Below are 15,611 nucleotides of genomic sequence, written 5' to 3'. Positions count from 1 at the left end.
CCGCTACCCGCTGGCCGCCGGTTCGGGGGCGGGATCGGGTGCAGGGGCGGGCGTCCACGCGTTGGCCGCCGTCTCGGCTTGACGGCCGCGCGACCTGCGTTGCCACCACACCCACCCGCCGGCCGCGACCAGCGCCGTGCAGGCGATGGCGGCCGGCCAGAGGGCCAACTCGGCCAGCCACAGGCGCCGCTGCAGGCGCAGCACCCGCTTCTGTCCGTTCCGGACGCGCCGCACTGCCGCCGTGTATTCCATGGCGACCGGTTAACCCGCGCAATCGTCGGCCAAACCCGACCGCCCAGGGCGTTTGGGCGACCGCGTTTAGGGCTAGTCAGCGGCATGAGCACTGACCCGTCCGTCCCCTCCCCGGCCTCCCCCGGACCCGCGACCGCCGTGCCGCCGCGGGCGAACCGGGCGGCGTCGTTCACGCGGCTCGCCGCCGCGTGGTGGGCGCTGGTGTTCGGACTGCTCGTCCTCATCATCCTGCTGATCTTCGTCGCCCAGAACACCGACAACGTCGCCGTGCACTTCTTGATGTTCGACTGGAACCTGCCGGTCGGGGTGGGCTACCTGCTGGCCGCCGTCGCGGGTGCCACCACCACCGTGCTGGTCGGGGCCGCCCGCATGATCCAGCTCCGCCGCGCGGCCAAGAAGAACCTGCGGCCGCTCTAGCCCGCTCTCCCTCACCCGAGCGTGGCCGGGCCCGAATCCGCTATCTCTTGATCATTAAGTTTCTTAACTGATCTTCATTCTCCTTTGCGATTGAGGCTGTGCGCATTGGGAAGTCATCCAGGTGACACGCGGGGAGGAGACCGATGACCGACGACAGTGACGACCAAGCCGTCGCGCAGGCAGTGGGCAAGGTGACCGAGGCGCTGGAGACGACCGAACGGGCACGCGGACACCTGTATTCGTTTCACCAGCTTACCGGCCGCGCCGATCTGCAGCTCGACGAGGCGGTGGCGAAGCTGCGCGAACTGGGGCAGGCCGACCTGGCGCAGCGCATCACCGACGAGCTGATCGGGCGCAACGTGCTGCCGGGCCGGTGGAGCTTCCAGGTCGTCGAGGACTACGACGACGGCTACTACCGCTGCTTCCAACAGATCGAACGGGAGGTGCGCACCGCCCTCACCGACGGGCGCCGCCACCTCCACGAAGCCGGGATGAAGGAGCGCCGGCGCACGCACGGCCACCCCGCCCATACCGCCTCCCCCGACCACGATGAGTGATTCGCTGCGCTGCGCCGTCTTCGGCGCCACGGGATACCTGGGCACGCGGCTGATCCCCCAGCTGCTGTCGGAGGGGCACACCGTGCGGGTGCTGGCCCGCAACCCGGCCAAGCTCGACGCGGTGAGCTGGCGCGGCGACGTCGAGGTCGTCGAGGGCGACGTCGTCGACGGCGACACCGTCCGTGCGGCGCTCGAGGGTCAGCAGGTTCTCTACTACCTGGTGCACTCGCTGATGCGGCCGGACTTCGTCGAATTCGACCACCGCGCCGCGCGCACCGTCGCCCGGGCCGCCGCGCAGGCCGGCGTGTCCCGAATCGTCTACGTCGGCGGCATCATCCCGGAGGGCCAGAAGCTGTCCGATCACCTGGCGTCGCGCGCCGAGGTCGGCGAGGTGCTGATGGAGTCGGGCGTGCCCACCGTGGAACTGCGCGCGGCCGCGATCATCGGGGCGGGTTCGGCCAGCTTCGAGATGCTGCGCTACCTCACCGAGCGGCTGCCGCTGATCGTCACGCCGCGCTGGCTGCAGACCTGCGTCCAACCGATCGCGGTGCGCGACGTGCTCTACTACCTGGTGCACTCGGCCGAGCTGCCGCCCGAGGTCAACCGGCCGTTCGACATCGGCGGCCCGGACCGCTTCCCGTACACGGAGATGATCCGCAAATTCGCCGCCGTCGCGGGTCTCACCAGGCGCCCGACGCTGCCGGTGCCGTTGCTCACGCCGCGGCTCTCGGCGCCATGGGTGGACCTGCTGACCCCCATCCCCCGCCAGCTTGCCGTCTCGCTGATGAAGTCCCTCGAGAACGACGTGGTCTGCGGCGACCGCGACATCGCCCGCCACATCCCCGACCCGGAGGGCGGCCTCACCCACTACGAGGAGGCCGTCGAGCTCGCGCTGGCCCACGCGCGGGACAACGACCTGTCCACCCGGTGGACGCGCGCCGAGACCAACGGCGAGCCGTCCCGGCCCCTGCCCACCGACCCGCAGTGGGCCGGCGGGTCTTTGTACGACGACGTCCGCCAGCACCGCAGCCCCACCGACCCGGCGACTCTGTGGCGCGCCATCGAAACCGCTGTCGCCGAGCGCAATTGGTCGGTGTCACCCCTGGGCTGGCCGTTGCGCGGCTGGATCAACGGGCTCGTCGGCGTGGTGTGGGCGCGCCGCCGGCCGCTGGACGGGCACCGGTTGCACGTCGGCGAGGCACTGGACTGGTGGCGGGTGGAACGCGTCGACGCCCCGCGGCGGCTGCGGCTGCGGGCCGACATCCCGCTCCCGGGCCGCCTGTGGCTGGAACTGTCCGCCGCCTCCGACGGCAACGGCGGTTCCCTCTACCGGCAGCGCGCGATGTTCCAGCCGTACGGCCTTGCGGGACAACTGTTGTGGAGCGCGTCGGGACCGTCCCGGGAGGCGGTGTTCGGGGGCATCGCGCGCGACATCACCGCCACCGCACGGCACGGGACCACCGCCGCCGCAGCCCCCGCACATTGTTGAGAGCGACTCGAGTGAAGGACAGATTGGCATGAGCGACAAGACGTTTCGCAAGGGCGACAAGGTCGAGTGGAAGAGCCACGGCCAAACGGTCGAGGGAACGGTCGAGCGGAAGATCACCTCCGACACGGAGGCGGCCGGGCGCAGGGTGCGCGCCTCCAAGGACGACCCGCAATACCTCGTGCGCAGCGACAAGACGGGCGCCGACGCGGTGCACAAGCCCGACGCGCTGCGCCGCGCGGACTGACAGGAGACCACCATGGCCGACGACGACCAGGACACGTGGGACCGCTTCCACGAGACGGTCAACATGACCGCACGCGAGCTCGAGAAGTGGCTGCATTCCGACGAGTCGCAGAGCGTGGGACAGAAACGGGACGGCGACGAGTCGACCGGTCACGCCAGCGGCCGCCGCATCGTCGAGCTACTGCACACGAAGAAGGGCGACCTCACCGACGACGACTACGCGCACATGCGCAAGGTCGTCGGGTACGCCAAGCGCCACCTGGCGCAGCGGCCCAAGGGCAACATCGACGACACCGCCTGGCGCCACTCGCTGATGAACTGGGGGCACGACCCGGCCAAAACCTGACCACCGGTTTGGAGCCGCCGGTGCCGCGACCGGCCCGCGAGGCGAGTACTGTCACTTGACCGTCGACGAGAAAAGAGAAACGCCCACAGCGTGGGTCGGCCGCACCGCGCGGTCACCGATACGCTGAGCGGCGTACCTTCTAAGAAGAATGCGGGTAGGTGACCAAGCGCGGCGCTACTGATCGGCGACTCGACCGTGCCGAACTGGAAAAGCTCATGTCTTCCGACATGCGCGCCATCACAGCGCAATCTGACCGCATCGGCCGCCACTTCGCCCGCCAGAACGACGTCGGCGGCAGCGACTTCCACGCGTTGCTGCACATCATGGTCGCCGAGACGGCGGGTGAACCGCTGACGCTGGCCCAGCTGCGTCAGCGCATGGACGTCTCACCGGCCGCGATCACCTACCTGGTGGACCGGATGATCGAGTCCGGCCACATCCGCCGCGAGCCCGACCCGGGCGATCGGCGCAAGTCGCTGCTCCGCTACGAAAAGCCCGGCATGGCGCTGGCCCGTTCCTTCTTCACTCCGCTTGGCGCGCAACTGCATTCGGCGCTGGCGGGCCTCTCCGACCGGGACCTCGCCGCCGCCCACCGCGTCTTCACGGCGATGATCGGGGCGATGGCCGACTTCGAATCCGAGCTCTCGCAACACGCCAAGGCCGCGAAGAATGGCGGGGTGGCCGAGGGGAAGGCCGCCGAGACCAAGGCGGCCACCACCAGGGGCCGGCGGCGCGCCGCGCGCTAGTCAGTGCACCGGCCGCTCGGCGGTGAAGCCGAGCACCCGCTGCTCGATCAGGTCGGCCCCGTGCGCGACGCCTCCCGTCGCGGCGAAGCCCGCGGCCACTCGGCGCGCGCCGTCGGCCATCGTGATCGCCGTGCGGACCGCGGCCCGCAGCCTGTCCGGGGTGAGCCTGCTGGCCGGCAGGCGAGCCCCGCACCGGGCGACCTGCACGCGCCGGGCGACCTCGGCCTGGTCGCGCGCGAAGGGGACCACCACCACGGGAACCCCGCGGTCGAGGGCCTTGAGCGTCGTGCCCATTCCGCCGTGGGTGATCGCACAGCTGGCCCGGTCGAGGATGGCCGCATGCGGAACGAACCGGCACACGGTGGCGTTGGAGGGACGCGGCAGGTCCCGGGGCACGCCCGCCGGGAACGTCGCCACCACGTGCACCTCCTCGTCGGCCAGCGCCTGCAATGCCGTTCGGCCGAGCGCGGAATCGGGCTGCTTGATCGAGGAGGTGTTCACCAGCACCAGCGGCCGGTCGATGGCCTCCACCCACTCGGGTGCGCTCGCGGTCGAGGGTTCGAACACGCACGCCCCGATGTGGTGCACCAGATCGCCCCAGTCGGGGTGCGGGTATTCGAACGGCTCACCGCCGACCGCAAGCAGCAGCGGCGCACGTCGCATGAACTCGTCGACCGAAGCGACCGCAGGCACACCCAGGCGGGCGCGAATCGCGTTGACCCGCGGCAGCATTGGCGCGTCGAACAGGTAGCGCACGATCGGGCGCACGCAGGCGTCACGGACGGCGCCGGCGACGCCCGGCAGCGGCCGCATCCCCGGCCCGAAGGGCGGCACCCCTCGGGAGGCCAGATAGGGGGTGAAGGGCGAAAAGATCAGCCACGGAACCGATCCCGCCTCGGCCGCCGACATCGCGCCCCAGCAGTTCGCGTCGATGATGACCGCGTCGGGGCGGATCTCCTCCACCGCGCGACGCAGGTCGCCGACCTCCAGGACGGCGCGCCGGCACAGTACGTCGATCGAACGCTTCAGCACCCCCAACGCGTTACGGGCCCGCCAGTCCTCCCCGACGATCGCCTCGATCGCGGGGTCGACCGGCTCGGCATACACCCCGGCCGCGCGCATGGTCGCGACGCCGGTGGACATCGAGCGCAGGTGCACCTCGTGGCCCCGCCGCGCGAGCTCGCGCAACAGCGCGCCGATGGGCAGCAGGTGGCCCAGGCTGGGCGAGCCGTACGCCAGGATCACGGACATGTCGGAGTCACTGGATCGGGGTGACGGCGCGCAGGCCCGCGACGTCCGCCACGCCGCAGCCGTGCAGGCAGACGCGCAGCTCGTCGAGGAACGGCTGCAGCCAGTCGACTACCGCGGCCGCGGACTCGATCGCGGGCGCCAGCAGCGGCCGGGCGATCGCCACCACGTCGGCGCCCAGTGCGATCGCCTTGGCCGCGTCCATGCCCGTGCGGATCCCGCCGGACGCCACCAGGGGGACGCCCGGGAGGGCCTCGCGCACCTCCACGATCGCCCGCGCGGTGGGGATGCCCCAGTCCGCCAGGTCCGGGTAGCGCAGCTCGCCGTAGCGGACGAACTGCTCGACGCGTGACCAGGAGGTGCCCCCGGCACCCGCCACGTCGATGCCGGCCACCGGCAGATTGCCCTCGGCCCCAAGCAGTTCCGCGACGGCGGCCCCACCGATCCCGTGGCCGACCTCCTTGAGCAGCACGGGATAGCCGATCGCGTCGGCGACCTCGCGCAGCCTGCCCAGCGACCCGGTGCAGTCGGTGTCCCCGTTGTGCTGCATGGCCTCCTGCAGCGGGTTGGTGTGCACCGCCAGCACGTCGGCGCCCACCCGGTCGAGGGCCTTCACGAGGTCCGGCACGACGGCCTTCGTCACCTGCGACAGCCCGATGTTGCCGAACAACAGCACGTCCGGAGCCAGGTCGCGAATGGCGAAGCTGCGGGCCGCGCGCTCGCCCATGGCGCTGTCGAGCATGATCCGCTGGGAACCGAGCATCATCCCGACGCCGAGTTGCTGGGCGGCGGTCGCGAGGTTGCGGTTGATGGTCCGCGAGAGCTCGGCGCCGCCTGTCATCGCGCCGATCAGCACCGGGGCCCGCAGCGCGGCGCCGAAGAACTCGGTGGACAGGTCGATGTCGGCGAGGTTCGTCTGCGTGAACGCGTTGTAGGGCAGCCGGTAGCGCTCCAGCCCGGTGCTCAGCGCCTCGTAGTCGACCCGCTCGGTCAGGCACACGTCGATGTGCCGTCGCTTGCGGGTGCTCATCGCGCGCGGGTCGGCGCTCATGGCCGGCCCGCCGCGACTCTTCGGCCGGTGACCGGCGGGCTCGCCGCCCGCGTCCAGTGCATGCTCACCATTTTGCCTTCCACCGCGCGCCGCCCGGCGCAACTTCGCTCGCCCAGTGCTCGGGGACAGCATTTCAGTTGATTAATGGTTAAGCAACTGAAATGCTTGTGGTATGGCATGGGAGGGTGTGGCCGGCGCCGTGACGGGGCGGCGGTCGTGGCTGCTGGGGTTGGCCGTCGTGCTGCTGGGCATCGGCTTCATGGTGCTCGTCGGCGGGAACGCCGCGGCCGGCCAGGCGCCGCTGTCGGTCCCGCCCAACTCGGATTCCGCCCGGGTCGACGCGCTGGCCCGGCAGTTCCCCGGCGGCGACCGCGCGCCGCTGATCCTCGTGGTCAGCCGCCCGGACGGCGCCGAGCTGAGCGCCGCCGACACGGCCGCCGCCGGGGCCGCCCGGGACCGGATGCAGGGGGTCGCCGGTGGCACCGACGCGGGCGGCGGCCCGCCCGTGACGGTCTCGGCGGACCGCAGGGCGGCCATCGGCGTCGTCCCCGTCAGCGCCGACCTGTCGGGACTGGACCTCAACGACCGCGTCGCCGCGCTGCGCGCGGCCGCCGCGAAGGGGCTGCCCGAAGACCTCAAGGCGCACGTCACGGGGGGTCCCGCCTTCGGGGCCGACATCGCCAGCGCGTTCACCGACGCCAACGTCACCCTGCTGGCGGTGACGGCCTCGGTGGTGGCCCTGCTGCTGATCGCCACCTACCGCTCGCCGGTGCTGTGGCTGGTGCCGCTGGTGGTGATCGGCTTCGCCGACCGCGTCGCCGCCGCGGCCGGCACGGCGGTGGCTCCGCTGCTCGGGCTGAGCTTCGACGGCGCCACGTCGGGGATCACCAGCGTCCTCGTGTTCGGCGCGGGGACCAACTACGCGCTGCTGCTGATCTCGCGCTACCGGCAGGAGCTGTCGCGCCACCCGGTGGATGCTGGCGCGCTGCGCCAAGACCATCGTGACGCGCTGCGCCGGGCGGTGCGCATGGCCGGCCCGGCCATCGTCGCCAGCAACGCCACCGTCGTGCTGGCGTTGCTCACCCTCCTGTTCGCCTCCACGCCCAGCACCCGCAGCCTCGGCGCCCTCGCGGCGTGCGGCCTGCTCGTGGCCGCGGTCTCGGTGCTCACGGTGCTCCCGCCGCTCCTCGGGCTGCTCGGCCGCCGGCTGTTCTGGCCGTTCATCCCGCACCCCGGGGACCGCGACACCCTGGAGTCCGGGCCGTGGCACCGGGTCGCCGAGTGGGTCGCCCGGCGTCCGGCGGCGGTGGGGGCGGTCACCGTCGTGGTCCTGGCGGCCCTGGCCACCGGTCTGTTGGGAACGCGGATCGGCCTGTCGCAGACCGAGCAGTTCCGGGTGCGCGCCGACTCGGTGACCGGCTACGACATCGTGGCGGCGCACTTCCCCGCCGGGCTGGCCAACCCCACCCTCGTCGTCGCCTCCACGGCCGCCGCGCCCCGCGTCCAAGAGGCAGTCGCGGCCACCCCGGGCGTCGTCTCGGCGACCCCGTCGGGCCGGTCGGCGAGCGGCCTCACCAAGTGGTCGGTGGTGATCGACGCGCCGCCCGCCTCGGACCGCGCGTTCGCCACCATCGCGGCGCTGCGGGCCTCGGCGCGGGCGGCCGACGCCGGGGCGCTGGTGGGCGGCCCCGACGCCCAGGCGCTCGACGTGCGCGACGCCGCCACCCACGACCGGCACCTGGTCATCCCGGCCATCCTCGGCGTGATCTTCCTCGTGCTGCTCGCGCTGCTTCGGTCGGCGCTGGCGCCGCCGATCCTGTTGGCGGCGACGATCCTGGGCGCGCTGGCCGCGCTGGGCCTCGGCGGCTGGTCCAGCATCCACGTGTTCGGCTTCCCGGCGCTCGACAACAGCACCCCGTTGTTCGCCTTCCTCTTCCTGGCCGCGCTGGGGGTCGACTACACGATCTTCCTGGTCACCCGCGCCCGCGAGGAGGCGGCCGACCACGGCGCGCGCCGCGGCATGGTCCGCGCCGTGTCGGCCACGGGCGGCGTCATCACCAGCGCGGGCATCGTGCTGGCCGCCGTCTTCTGCGTGCTGGGCGTGCTGCCGTTGATCGTGCTCACCCAGCTGGGCATCATCGTCGGCCTGGGCATCCTGCTCGACACGTTCGTCGTGCGGACGCTCGTCATCCCGGCGCTGTTCGCCCTGATCGGCGACCGCGTCTGGTGGCCGGCCGTTCCGAGGCGCGCCAAACATGCTCGTACGCAAGAAGATAGGGCCCTACAAGAGGAGAGCACGCTGTGAAGAAGTCGATACTGGCCGCGACGTCGGCCGCCGTCGCCACCGCCGCGGGCGCCGGGAGCGTCGCCAGCGCCCGGACCGTGTGGTTCGACCGGCTGCGCAAGCCGCCCTACCAGCCGCCGAACGTGGTCTTCCCGATCGTGTGGACCAGCCTCTACACCGACATCGCGGCGTCGTCAGCGGTGGCCATCGACCGGTTGCGCGCGGCGGGCCGTGACGACGAGGCGCGCCGCTACACCGCGGCGCTGGGGGTGAACCTGGTGCTCAACGGCAGCTGGAGTTGGTTGTTCTTCCGGTACCACCGGCTCGGTGCGTCCGCGATCGGCGCGGCGGTGCTGGCGGCCAGCAGCGCCGACCTGGTGCGCCGCACGGCGCAGGCCGACCCGCGGGCCGGTCTGGCCATGTCGCCGTACGCGGTGTGGACCAGCTTCGCCACGGTGCTGGCCACCCATGTTTGGCGGCTCAACCGCTGAGGGATTCTGCGAAGGTGCCTAGCCTGCTGTGGTTTCGCCGCGACCTGCGGCTGAGCGATCACCCCGCCCTGGCCGCCGCCGCCCGCGACGGGGAAGTGCTCGCCTGTTTCGTGCTGGACCCGCGGCTGGAGGCGTCGTCGGGCCCACGCCGCCTGCAGTTCCTGGGTGATTCGCTGCGCCGCCTGCGCGACGACCTCGGCGGCCGGCTGCTGGTCACCCGCGGGCGGCCCGAGGAGGCGATCCCCCGCATCGCCGCCGAGATCGACGCGGCGGCGGTGCACATCTCGGAGGACTTCGCGCCGTTCGGGAAACGCCGCGACGAACGGGTGCGCGCGGCGCTGGGCACGGTGCCGCTGGTCGCGACGGGGTCGCCGTACCTGGTGTCGCCCGGCCGGGTCACCAAGAACGACGGCTCGCCCTACCGGGTGTTCACGCCGTTCCTGCGCCAGTGGCGTGAGGTGGGCTGGCGCGCGCCCGCGCAGTCGGGCGCGGGATCGGCGCGCTGGATCGATCCCGCGCAGTTGCGGACCCCGGCGTGCGACATCCCCGACCCGGGCGCCACGCTCGACGTCCCCGCCGGCGAGCCCGCCGCACTGGAGCAGTGGAAGTCGTTCGTCCACAACGGGTTAAAGCGGTACGGCGACGACCGCAACCGCCCCGACGTCAAGGGCACCAGCCGGATGTCGGCGCACCTGAAGTTCGGCACCATCCACCCGCGCACGCTGGCCGCCGACCTCGACGGCCGCAACCCCGGGGCGGCTGCGTACCTGCGCGAGTTGGCATTTCGTGATTTCTACGCCGACGTCCTGCATCACTGGCCGGCCAGCACGTGGCGAAACTGGAACAGCAACTTCGACGCCATCGAAGTCGACACCGGGCCGGAGGCCAAGCGGCGCTTCGAATCCTGGAAGGCGGGGGAAACCGGATTTCCCGTCGTCGACGCGGGCATGCGTCAACTTCGCGAGATCGGCTACATGCACAACCGGGTGCGGATGATCGTGGCGTCGTTCCTCGTGAAGGACCTCCACCTGCCGTGGCAGTGGGGTGCCGAATGGTTCCTCGAGCAACTGGTGGACGGCGACATGGCCAACAATCAGCACGGCTGGCAATGGTGCGCGGGATCGGGCACCGATGCGGCGCCCTACTTTCGCGTGTTCAACCCGACCACACAGGGCGAGAAATTCGATCCCCACGGCGATTACATCCGCCAGTGGGTGCCGGAACTACGCGCCGCCGACGACGTCCATTTGCTGAAAGGCGAACGCCCGCAAGGGTATCCGGCACCCATCGTCGACCACGCCGCCGAACGCGCCGAGGCGCTGCGTCGCTACCAGGGCATCTGAGCGCCGCACCGTCCCACGCACTCTCGGAACGAATCGTTTACTCCAAGCTAGTTGGCATGCCATTATCAGCCGACTCACAGTAAACCCGCTGTGACCCTGGCATCGGAGGGGATGATGGCTCACTCGATCGTTCGCGCAGCGCTGCTCTCGGCCGCCGCGGCCGGCCTGATGGTCGGCACCGGCGCCTGTTCGTGTTCCGTCGGATCGTCGTCGCACGCGGTGGACAAGAAGGACGTCGCGAGCCAGATCACCTCCAAGCTGACCGACGCGGCCGGCAACAAGCCCGACACCGTGGACTGCCCGAACGACCTGCCCGCCAAGGTCGGCGCGCAGCTGAACTGCACGATGAAGGTCAAGAACCAGACCTTCAACGTCAACGTCACCGTCACCAGCGTCGAGGGCAGCAACGTCAAGTTCGACATGGTCGAGACCGTCGACAAGGTCCAGGTGGCCAGCGAGATCAGCGACAAGCTCGCCCAGCAGGTCGGGAGCCGGCCCGATTCGGTGACGTGCCCCGACAACCTCAAGGGCGTTCAGGGCGCGACCCTGCGGTGCCAGCTCAAGGACGGCACCCAGACGTACGGGGTGAACGTCACGGTCACCAACGTCGACGCCGGCGACGTCACCTTCGACTTCAAGGTCGACGACCACCCGGAGCCGAACCCCTAGCGGGGATCGCAAGCGCGGCCGTGGCGATCGCGAGCGCGGCGTAGCCGGGCGATGGGCCCCCGCGGAGCTGGGGACGGGTCGCCACCAACAGGCGAAGCCGGGCGCTGCGGGTCACCGCCATTGACCTAGCGGGCGGCCTTCTTCCGCTCGATGTCGGCCAGCGCGGCGGCCAGCTCGGCGCGCTGCGCGGCCGAGTTCTCCCACGACAGCTGGCGGTTCTTGACCACCTTGGCCGGCGCCCCGACGGCGATCGAGTAGTCGGGGATCTCCCCGCGCACCACCGCGTGCGAGCCCAGCACGCACCCGCGCCCGATCGACGTGCCGCGCAACACCGTCACCTTCACGCCGACCCACGTGTCGGGTCCGATTCGCACCGGGGACTTGACGATCCCCTGGTCCTTGATGGGCATGTTGATGTTGTCCATGCGGTGGTCGAAGTCGCAGACGTAACACCAGTCGGCCATCAGCACCGAGTCGCCGAGCTCGATGTCGAGGTAGGCGTTGATCACGTTGTCGCGGCCCAGCACAACCTTGTCGCCGAAGCGCAGCGAGCCCTCGTGCGCGCGAATGGTGTTCTTGTCGCCGATGTGCACCCAGCGGCCGATCTCCAGCTGCGCCAACTCGGGCGTCGCGTGGATCTCGACGTCCTTGCCCAGAAACACCATGCCGCGGGTGATGATGTGCGGGTTGGCCAGCTTGAACTTCAGCAGCCGCCAGTAGCGGACCAGGTACCAGGGCGTGTACGCGCGGTTGCGCAGCACCCATTTCAGCGAGGCCAGCGTGAGGAACTTGGCCTGCCGCGGGTCCCGCAGGTTCGATCCCCGCCAGCGGCGGTGAACCGGGGCCCCCCACATGCTCGTCATGGCCGGAAAGCCTAGCGATGGCCCGAGACGCGATCGTCACGGGTTACCCTCACCTGTACCTGCAATCCGTCGTTCGAACGTCGAGTCGTTGCGTCGTTGCGGGGGTGTGTGCCTAAACAACTCGACGTTCGGCCCCAGAACTCAAGGACTTTGGAAAACCACGTGCTTGCCCGACATCTCCCGCGTGGGCTCCGGTGTTGGTCATCCGTGGTTCTGGCGGCCCTGCTGACACTCGGGCTCGGCGGCTGCGGCGACACCGACTCCTGGGTCGACGCCTCCCCCGCGCAGGGCTGGCCCGCGCAGTTCGGCGACGCCGCCAACAGCGGCTACACCCCGGTCGGCGGGGCGGCCAAGCTGTCGCTGCAGTGGACGCGGTCGGTCAAGGGCAGCCTGGCGGCCGGTCCGGCGCTCAGCGCGCGCAACTACCTGGCCCTCAACGCGCAGACGCCCGGCGGGTGCTCGCTGATGGAGTGGGAGAACGACGACAAGGGCCGGCAGCGCTGGTGCGTCCGGCTCGTCCAGGGCGGCGGCTTCGCGGGGCCGCTGTTCGACGGCTTCGACAACCTCTACGTCGGCCAGCCGGGGGCCTTCCTCTCCTTCCCGGTGACGCAGTGGACCCGGTGGCGCGCGCCGGTGATCGGGATGCCCACCACCCCCCGCTTCCTCGGGCCCGGCCTCCTGCTGGTGACCACCCACCTGGGCCAGGTGCTGGTGTTCAACGCCCACCGCGGCGAGGTGGTCGGCACCCCGCTGGACCTCGTCGATGGCGTCGACCCGACGGACGCCACCCGCGGGCTCGCCGACTGCGCGCCCGCCCGCGAGGGCTGCCCGGTGGCGGCGGCGCCCGCCTTCGCGGCGGCCGGCGGGACCGTGGTGATCGGCGTCTGGCAGCCGGGCGCGCCGGCGGCGGCGCTGGTGGGGCTCAAGTACCACCCCGGGCAGACCCCGCTGCTGGTGCGCGACTGGACGAGCGACGCCGTGAGCGCCGGCGTCATCGGCAGCCCGGTCCTCTCCGCCGACGGGTCGACCGTGTACGTCAACGGCCGCGACCAGCGGCTGTGGGCGCTGCGGGCCGCCGACGGGAAGCCGAAGTGGTCGGCGCCGCTGGGGTTCCTGGCGCAGACGCCGCCGGCGGTCACCCCGCAGGGGCTGATCATGGCGGGCGGCGGGCCCCGCACCCCCCCCGCGGGGCGCCAGGAGGCCGGCGGCCCCGCCGCCCCGGGCCGCCGCCCCGCCGCCCCCGCCCCCCCGCCGCCCTCGCCCCGGCGCGGCCGCCCGGGGGGCGCGCCGGCGGGCTGCCGCGGTTTCTGCTGGGCGGGCTGGGCCGGCACCGCGAGGATGACTGGGCGGATGTACAGCCGGGCCGTCTGCCCGAGGTTGCGGGCCTGGGTCCCGTCGTTCCCGGGCACCGTGATCACCAGGTTGTCGCCGTCGACGACGACCTCGGACCCGGAGACACCGAGCCCGTTGACCCGGGCGCTGATGATCTGCTGCGCCTGGGCCAGCGCCTCCCGGCTCGGGCGCGAGCCGTCGGGTGTGCGCGCGGTCAGCGTGACGCGGGTGCCGCCTTGCAGGTCGATGCCCAGCTTGGGAGCCGCGCGCTTGTCACCGGTGAGGAAGACCAGCAGGTAGACGCCGACGAGCAAGAGCAGGAACACCGACAGGTAGCGGGCAGGATGCACCGGCGCCGAAGACGATGCCACGTTCCTTCCCTTCCCTTCTGGCCCGGGAATCGGTTCCCGACCCCGACAGAGCCTACGTGGTGACGAGCGTCAGGAATCTTTGGCGACGCCGGCGGAGCCCTCGACGCCCTCGGTGCCGGCCAGGCCGTCGGCCTCGGTCCCGTCGTCGTCCAGGTCGTCGTCGGGCAGGATGCGGTCGCGGATCGCGAGCTTCATCCACGTCGTCACCACACCGGGCGCGATCTCGAGGTCGACGGTGTCGTCGGTGATGTCGACGACGGTGGCCTGCAGGCCCGACGTGGTGTGCACCCGGTCGCCCGGCTGCAGCGACTCGTGCAGGTCGATGGTGGCCTGCATCGCGCGCCGCTGGCGCCGCGACGCGAAGTACATGAAGCCGCCCATGATGAGCAGGAACGGCAGGAACATGACAAGGGAGTTCATAGCGACCCGGAGACCCGTCTTTCTTTTTCGCCACTGGTGTTGCGTCCAGTCTGCCCGTCCAGTTTGGCAGGCCGCGGGCGGCGGGCGACGGCTAGGCTTTAACCGCGACGTGAGACGCGCGCCGCGGTGAGGAGAACGAGAGTGGCCAGCCTCGAGCAAAGCCGCCAGCTGGTCACCGAAATCCCCGGCCCCGCATCGCTGGAGCTCACCAAGCGCCGCGCCGCCGCCGTCTCCCACGGGGTCAACGTGTCGGTGCCCGTGTTCGTCGCGCGCGCCGGCGGCGGCATCGTCGAGGACGTCGACGGCAACCGGCTCATCGACCTGGGCTCCGGCATCGCCGTCACCACGATCGGCAACTCGGCGCCGCGGGTCGTCGACGCGGTGCGGGCGCAGGTCGCCGAGTTCACCCACACCTGTTTCATGGTGGCCCCCTACGAGCAGTACGTCGCGGTCGCCGAGGAGCTCAACCGGATCACCCCCGGCTCCGGCGAAAAGCGCTCGGTGCTCTTCAATTCCGGCGCCGAGGCCGTCGAGAACGCCGTCAAGATCGCGCGCGCCCACACCCGCAAGCCCGCGGTGGTGGCGTTCAATCACGCCTACCACGGCCGCACCAACCTGGCGATGGCGCTCACCGCCAAGTCCATGCCCTACAAGAGCGGCTTCGGCCCCTTCGCTCCCGAGGTGTACCGGGCCCCGATGTCCTACCCCTTCCGGGACGGCCTGCTGGACAAGGAACTGGCCACCGACGGCGAGAAGGCCGCCGCCCGCGCCATCACCATCATCGACAGCCAGGTCGGCGCCGACAGCCTGGCCGCCGTCATCATCGAGCCGATCGCCGGCGAGGGCGGTTTCATCGTCCCCGCCGAGGGTTTCCTGCCGGCGCTGCGGGACTGGTGCCGCGACAACGGGGTGGTGTTCATCGCCGACGAGGTGCAGACCGGGTTCGCGCGGACGGGCGCGATGTTCGCCTGTGAACACGAGGGGATCGAACCGGACCTGATCTGCACCGCCAAGGGGATCGCCGATGGCCTGCCGCTGTCGGCGGTCACCGGGAGCGCCGAAATCATGGATGCGTCGCACCTGGGCGGTTTGGGGGGCACATTCGGCGGAAACCCCGTTGCCTGTGCCGCGGCGCTGGCGACGATCGAGACGATCGAGAAGGACGGCCTCGTCGAGCGGGCGCGACAGATGGAACGGCTGATCACCGAGCCGCTCTTGCGCCTGCAGGCGGGCGACGACCGGATCGGCGAGGTACGGGGCCGCGGCGCGATGATCGCCGTCGAGTTGGTGAAATCGGGATCCACCGAGCCCGACGGGGAACTGGCCAAGAAGTGGTCCAAGGCCGCCCACGCGGCCGGAGTGATCGTCCTGACCTGCGGCATGTTCGGCAACATCATCCGCCTGCTGCCCCCACTGGCCATCAGCGATGAGTTGCTGGCGGAGGGAATAGACGTCCTCGTCAGCACGCTGGGCGATCTGTAACCCGAAG

At 71.3% G+C, this 15,611-nt stretch carries 16 protein-coding genes and 2 pseudogenes; 12 read left to right on the top strand and 6 right to left on the bottom strand.

Translation table 11 applies throughout. The features are described from left to right. Window positions 1-3: 3 nt before the first annotated feature. Window positions 4-234 carry a hypothetical protein gene (locus tag GPY60_RS18960; RefSeq protein WP_156689232.1) on the bottom strand — a complete coding sequence of 77 codons (231 nt, stop codon included), beginning with the start codon at window positions 232-234 and terminating at the stop codon, window positions 4-6. A gap of 102 nt (window positions 235-336) precedes the next feature. Here GPY60_RS18960 and GPY60_RS18955 point away from each other — a divergent pair, with 102 nt between their 5' ends. The 6 genes from GPY60_RS18955 (at window position 337) to GPY60_RS18930 (ending at window position 4,050) form a co-directional block, all read left to right on the top strand. Then, window positions 337-669: a LapA family protein gene (locus tag GPY60_RS18955; protein WP_156689231.1), complete on the top strand. Its 333-nt coding sequence runs from the start codon at window positions 337-339 to the stop codon at window positions 667-669. Between the two features lie 143 nt (window positions 670-812). Further along, the gene (locus GPY60_RS18950; RefSeq protein ID WP_156689230.1) at window positions 813-1,226 is read left to right on the top strand and encodes a hypothetical protein; all 414 of its coding nucleotides are present in this window, start codon (window positions 813-815) and stop codon (window positions 1,224-1,226) included. Beyond that, entirely contained in the window at window positions 1,219-2,715 is a 1,497-nt protein-coding gene (locus GPY60_RS18945) for a DUF2867 domain-containing protein (protein ID WP_231639720.1), read from the top strand. The genes GPY60_RS18950 and GPY60_RS18945 overlap by 8 nt, the downstream gene beginning before the upstream one ends. Before the next feature lie 28 nt (window positions 2,716-2,743). Continuing rightward, the gene (locus tag GPY60_RS18940) at window positions 2,744-2,959 is read left to right on the top strand and encodes a DUF2945 domain-containing protein (RefSeq protein WP_156689229.1); all 216 of its coding nucleotides are present in this window, start codon (window positions 2,744-2,746) and stop codon (window positions 2,957-2,959) included. Window positions 2,960-2,971: 12 nt separating this feature from the next. Continuing rightward, window positions 2,972-3,304 (top strand): DUF3140 domain-containing protein, encoded by a 333-nt coding sequence (locus GPY60_RS18935; RefSeq protein WP_156689228.1) that lies wholly within the window; start codon window positions 2,972-2,974, stop codon window positions 3,302-3,304. A 158-nt stretch (window positions 3,305-3,462) separates the two neighbouring features. Further along, window positions 3,463-4,050, top strand: a complete 588-nt coding sequence (locus tag GPY60_RS18930) for a MarR family winged helix-turn-helix transcriptional regulator (RefSeq protein WP_156689227.1) — start codon at window positions 3,463-3,465, stop codon at window positions 4,048-4,050. On the opposite strand, the gene GPY60_RS18925 is transcribed toward GPY60_RS18930, so the two are convergent. Together GPY60_RS18925 and fni are read right to left on the bottom strand one after the other, a co-directional pair. Further along, window positions 4,051-5,301, bottom strand: a complete 1,251-nt coding sequence (locus GPY60_RS18925; protein WP_156689226.1) for a glycosyltransferase — start codon at window positions 5,299-5,301, stop codon at window positions 4,051-4,053. It abuts the gene before it with no gap. Between the two features lie 7 nt (window positions 5,302-5,308). Then, window positions 5,309-6,349 carry a type 2 isopentenyl-diphosphate Delta-isomerase gene (fni, locus tag GPY60_RS18920; protein WP_156689225.1) on the bottom strand — a complete coding sequence of 347 codons (1,041 nt, stop codon included), beginning with the start codon at window positions 6,347-6,349 and terminating at the stop codon, window positions 5,309-5,311. 172 nt (window positions 6,350-6,521) lie between these two features. On the opposite strand from fni, the gene GPY60_RS18915 reads away from it, so the two are divergent. The 4 genes from GPY60_RS18915 (at window position 6,522) to GPY60_RS18900 (ending at window position 11,136) form a co-directional block, all read left to right on the top strand. Further along, on the top strand, window positions 6,522-8,654 hold the full coding sequence (locus GPY60_RS18915; protein ID WP_156689224.1) for an MMPL family transporter: 2,133 nt from the start codon (window positions 6,522-6,524) through the stop codon (window positions 8,652-8,654). Continuing rightward, window positions 8,651-9,124, top strand: coding sequence for a TspO/MBR family protein (locus tag GPY60_RS18910; protein ID WP_156689223.1), 474 nt, complete (start codon window positions 8,651-8,653; stop codon window positions 9,122-9,124). Before GPY60_RS18915 ends, GPY60_RS18910 begins: the two co-directional genes overlap by 4 nt. Window positions 9,125-9,138: 14 nt before the next feature. Beyond that, window positions 9,139-10,467, top strand: coding sequence for a cryptochrome/photolyase family protein (locus tag GPY60_RS18905; RefSeq protein ID WP_156689222.1), 1,329 nt, complete (start codon window positions 9,139-9,141; stop codon window positions 10,465-10,467). A gap of 114 nt (window positions 10,468-10,581) precedes the next feature. Further along, complete coding sequence (locus tag GPY60_RS18900) at window positions 10,582-11,136, top strand: DUF4333 domain-containing protein (protein WP_156689221.1); 555 nt, start codon at window positions 10,582-10,584, stop codon at window positions 11,134-11,136. 125 nt (window positions 11,137-11,261) lie between these two features. Here GPY60_RS18900 and GPY60_RS18895 read toward each other — a convergent pair whose 3' ends face one another. Further along, on the bottom strand, window positions 11,262-11,999 hold the full coding sequence (locus tag GPY60_RS18895) for an acyltransferase (RefSeq protein ID WP_156689220.1): 738 nt from the start codon (window positions 11,997-11,999) through the stop codon (window positions 11,262-11,264). Between the two features lie 207 nt (window positions 12,000-12,206). On the opposite strand from GPY60_RS18895, the pseudogene GPY60_RS18890 reads away from it, so the two are divergent. Continuing rightward, window positions 12,207-13,214: pseudogene (locus tag GPY60_RS18890) on the top strand (outer membrane protein assembly factor BamB family protein); the annotation flags it as partial. Here the strand turns inward: GPY60_RS18890 and GPY60_RS18885 are convergent. Beyond that, window positions 13,157-13,702 (bottom strand): annotated as a pseudogene (locus tag GPY60_RS18885) (protein translocase subunit SecD); the annotation flags it as partial. The pseudogenes GPY60_RS18890 and GPY60_RS18885 sit on opposite strands and share 58 nt — an antisense overlap. Before the next feature lie 69 nt (window positions 13,703-13,771). Beyond that, entirely contained in the window at window positions 13,772-14,122 is a 351-nt protein-coding gene (gene yajC / locus GPY60_RS18880; RefSeq protein ID WP_156689219.1) for a preprotein translocase subunit YajC, read from the bottom strand. Window positions 14,123-14,263: 141 nt separating this feature from the next. Here yajC and gabT point away from each other — a divergent pair, with 141 nt between their 5' ends. After that, the gene (gene gabT, locus GPY60_RS18875; RefSeq protein ID WP_156689218.1) at window positions 14,264-15,604 is read left to right on the top strand and encodes a 4-aminobutyrate--2-oxoglutarate transaminase; all 1,341 of its coding nucleotides are present in this window, start codon (window positions 14,264-14,266) and stop codon (window positions 15,602-15,604) included. The last annotated feature ends 7 nt before the right edge of the window (window positions 15,605-15,611 follow it).

Source organism: Mycobacterium sp. Marseille-P9652 (assembly GCF_902652685.1).
In the GTDB taxonomy this organism is placed as follows: domain Bacteria; phylum Actinomycetota; class Actinomycetes; order Mycobacteriales; family Mycobacteriaceae; genus Mycobacterium.
This window is presented reverse-complemented; position numbering and strand designations above follow the sequence as displayed.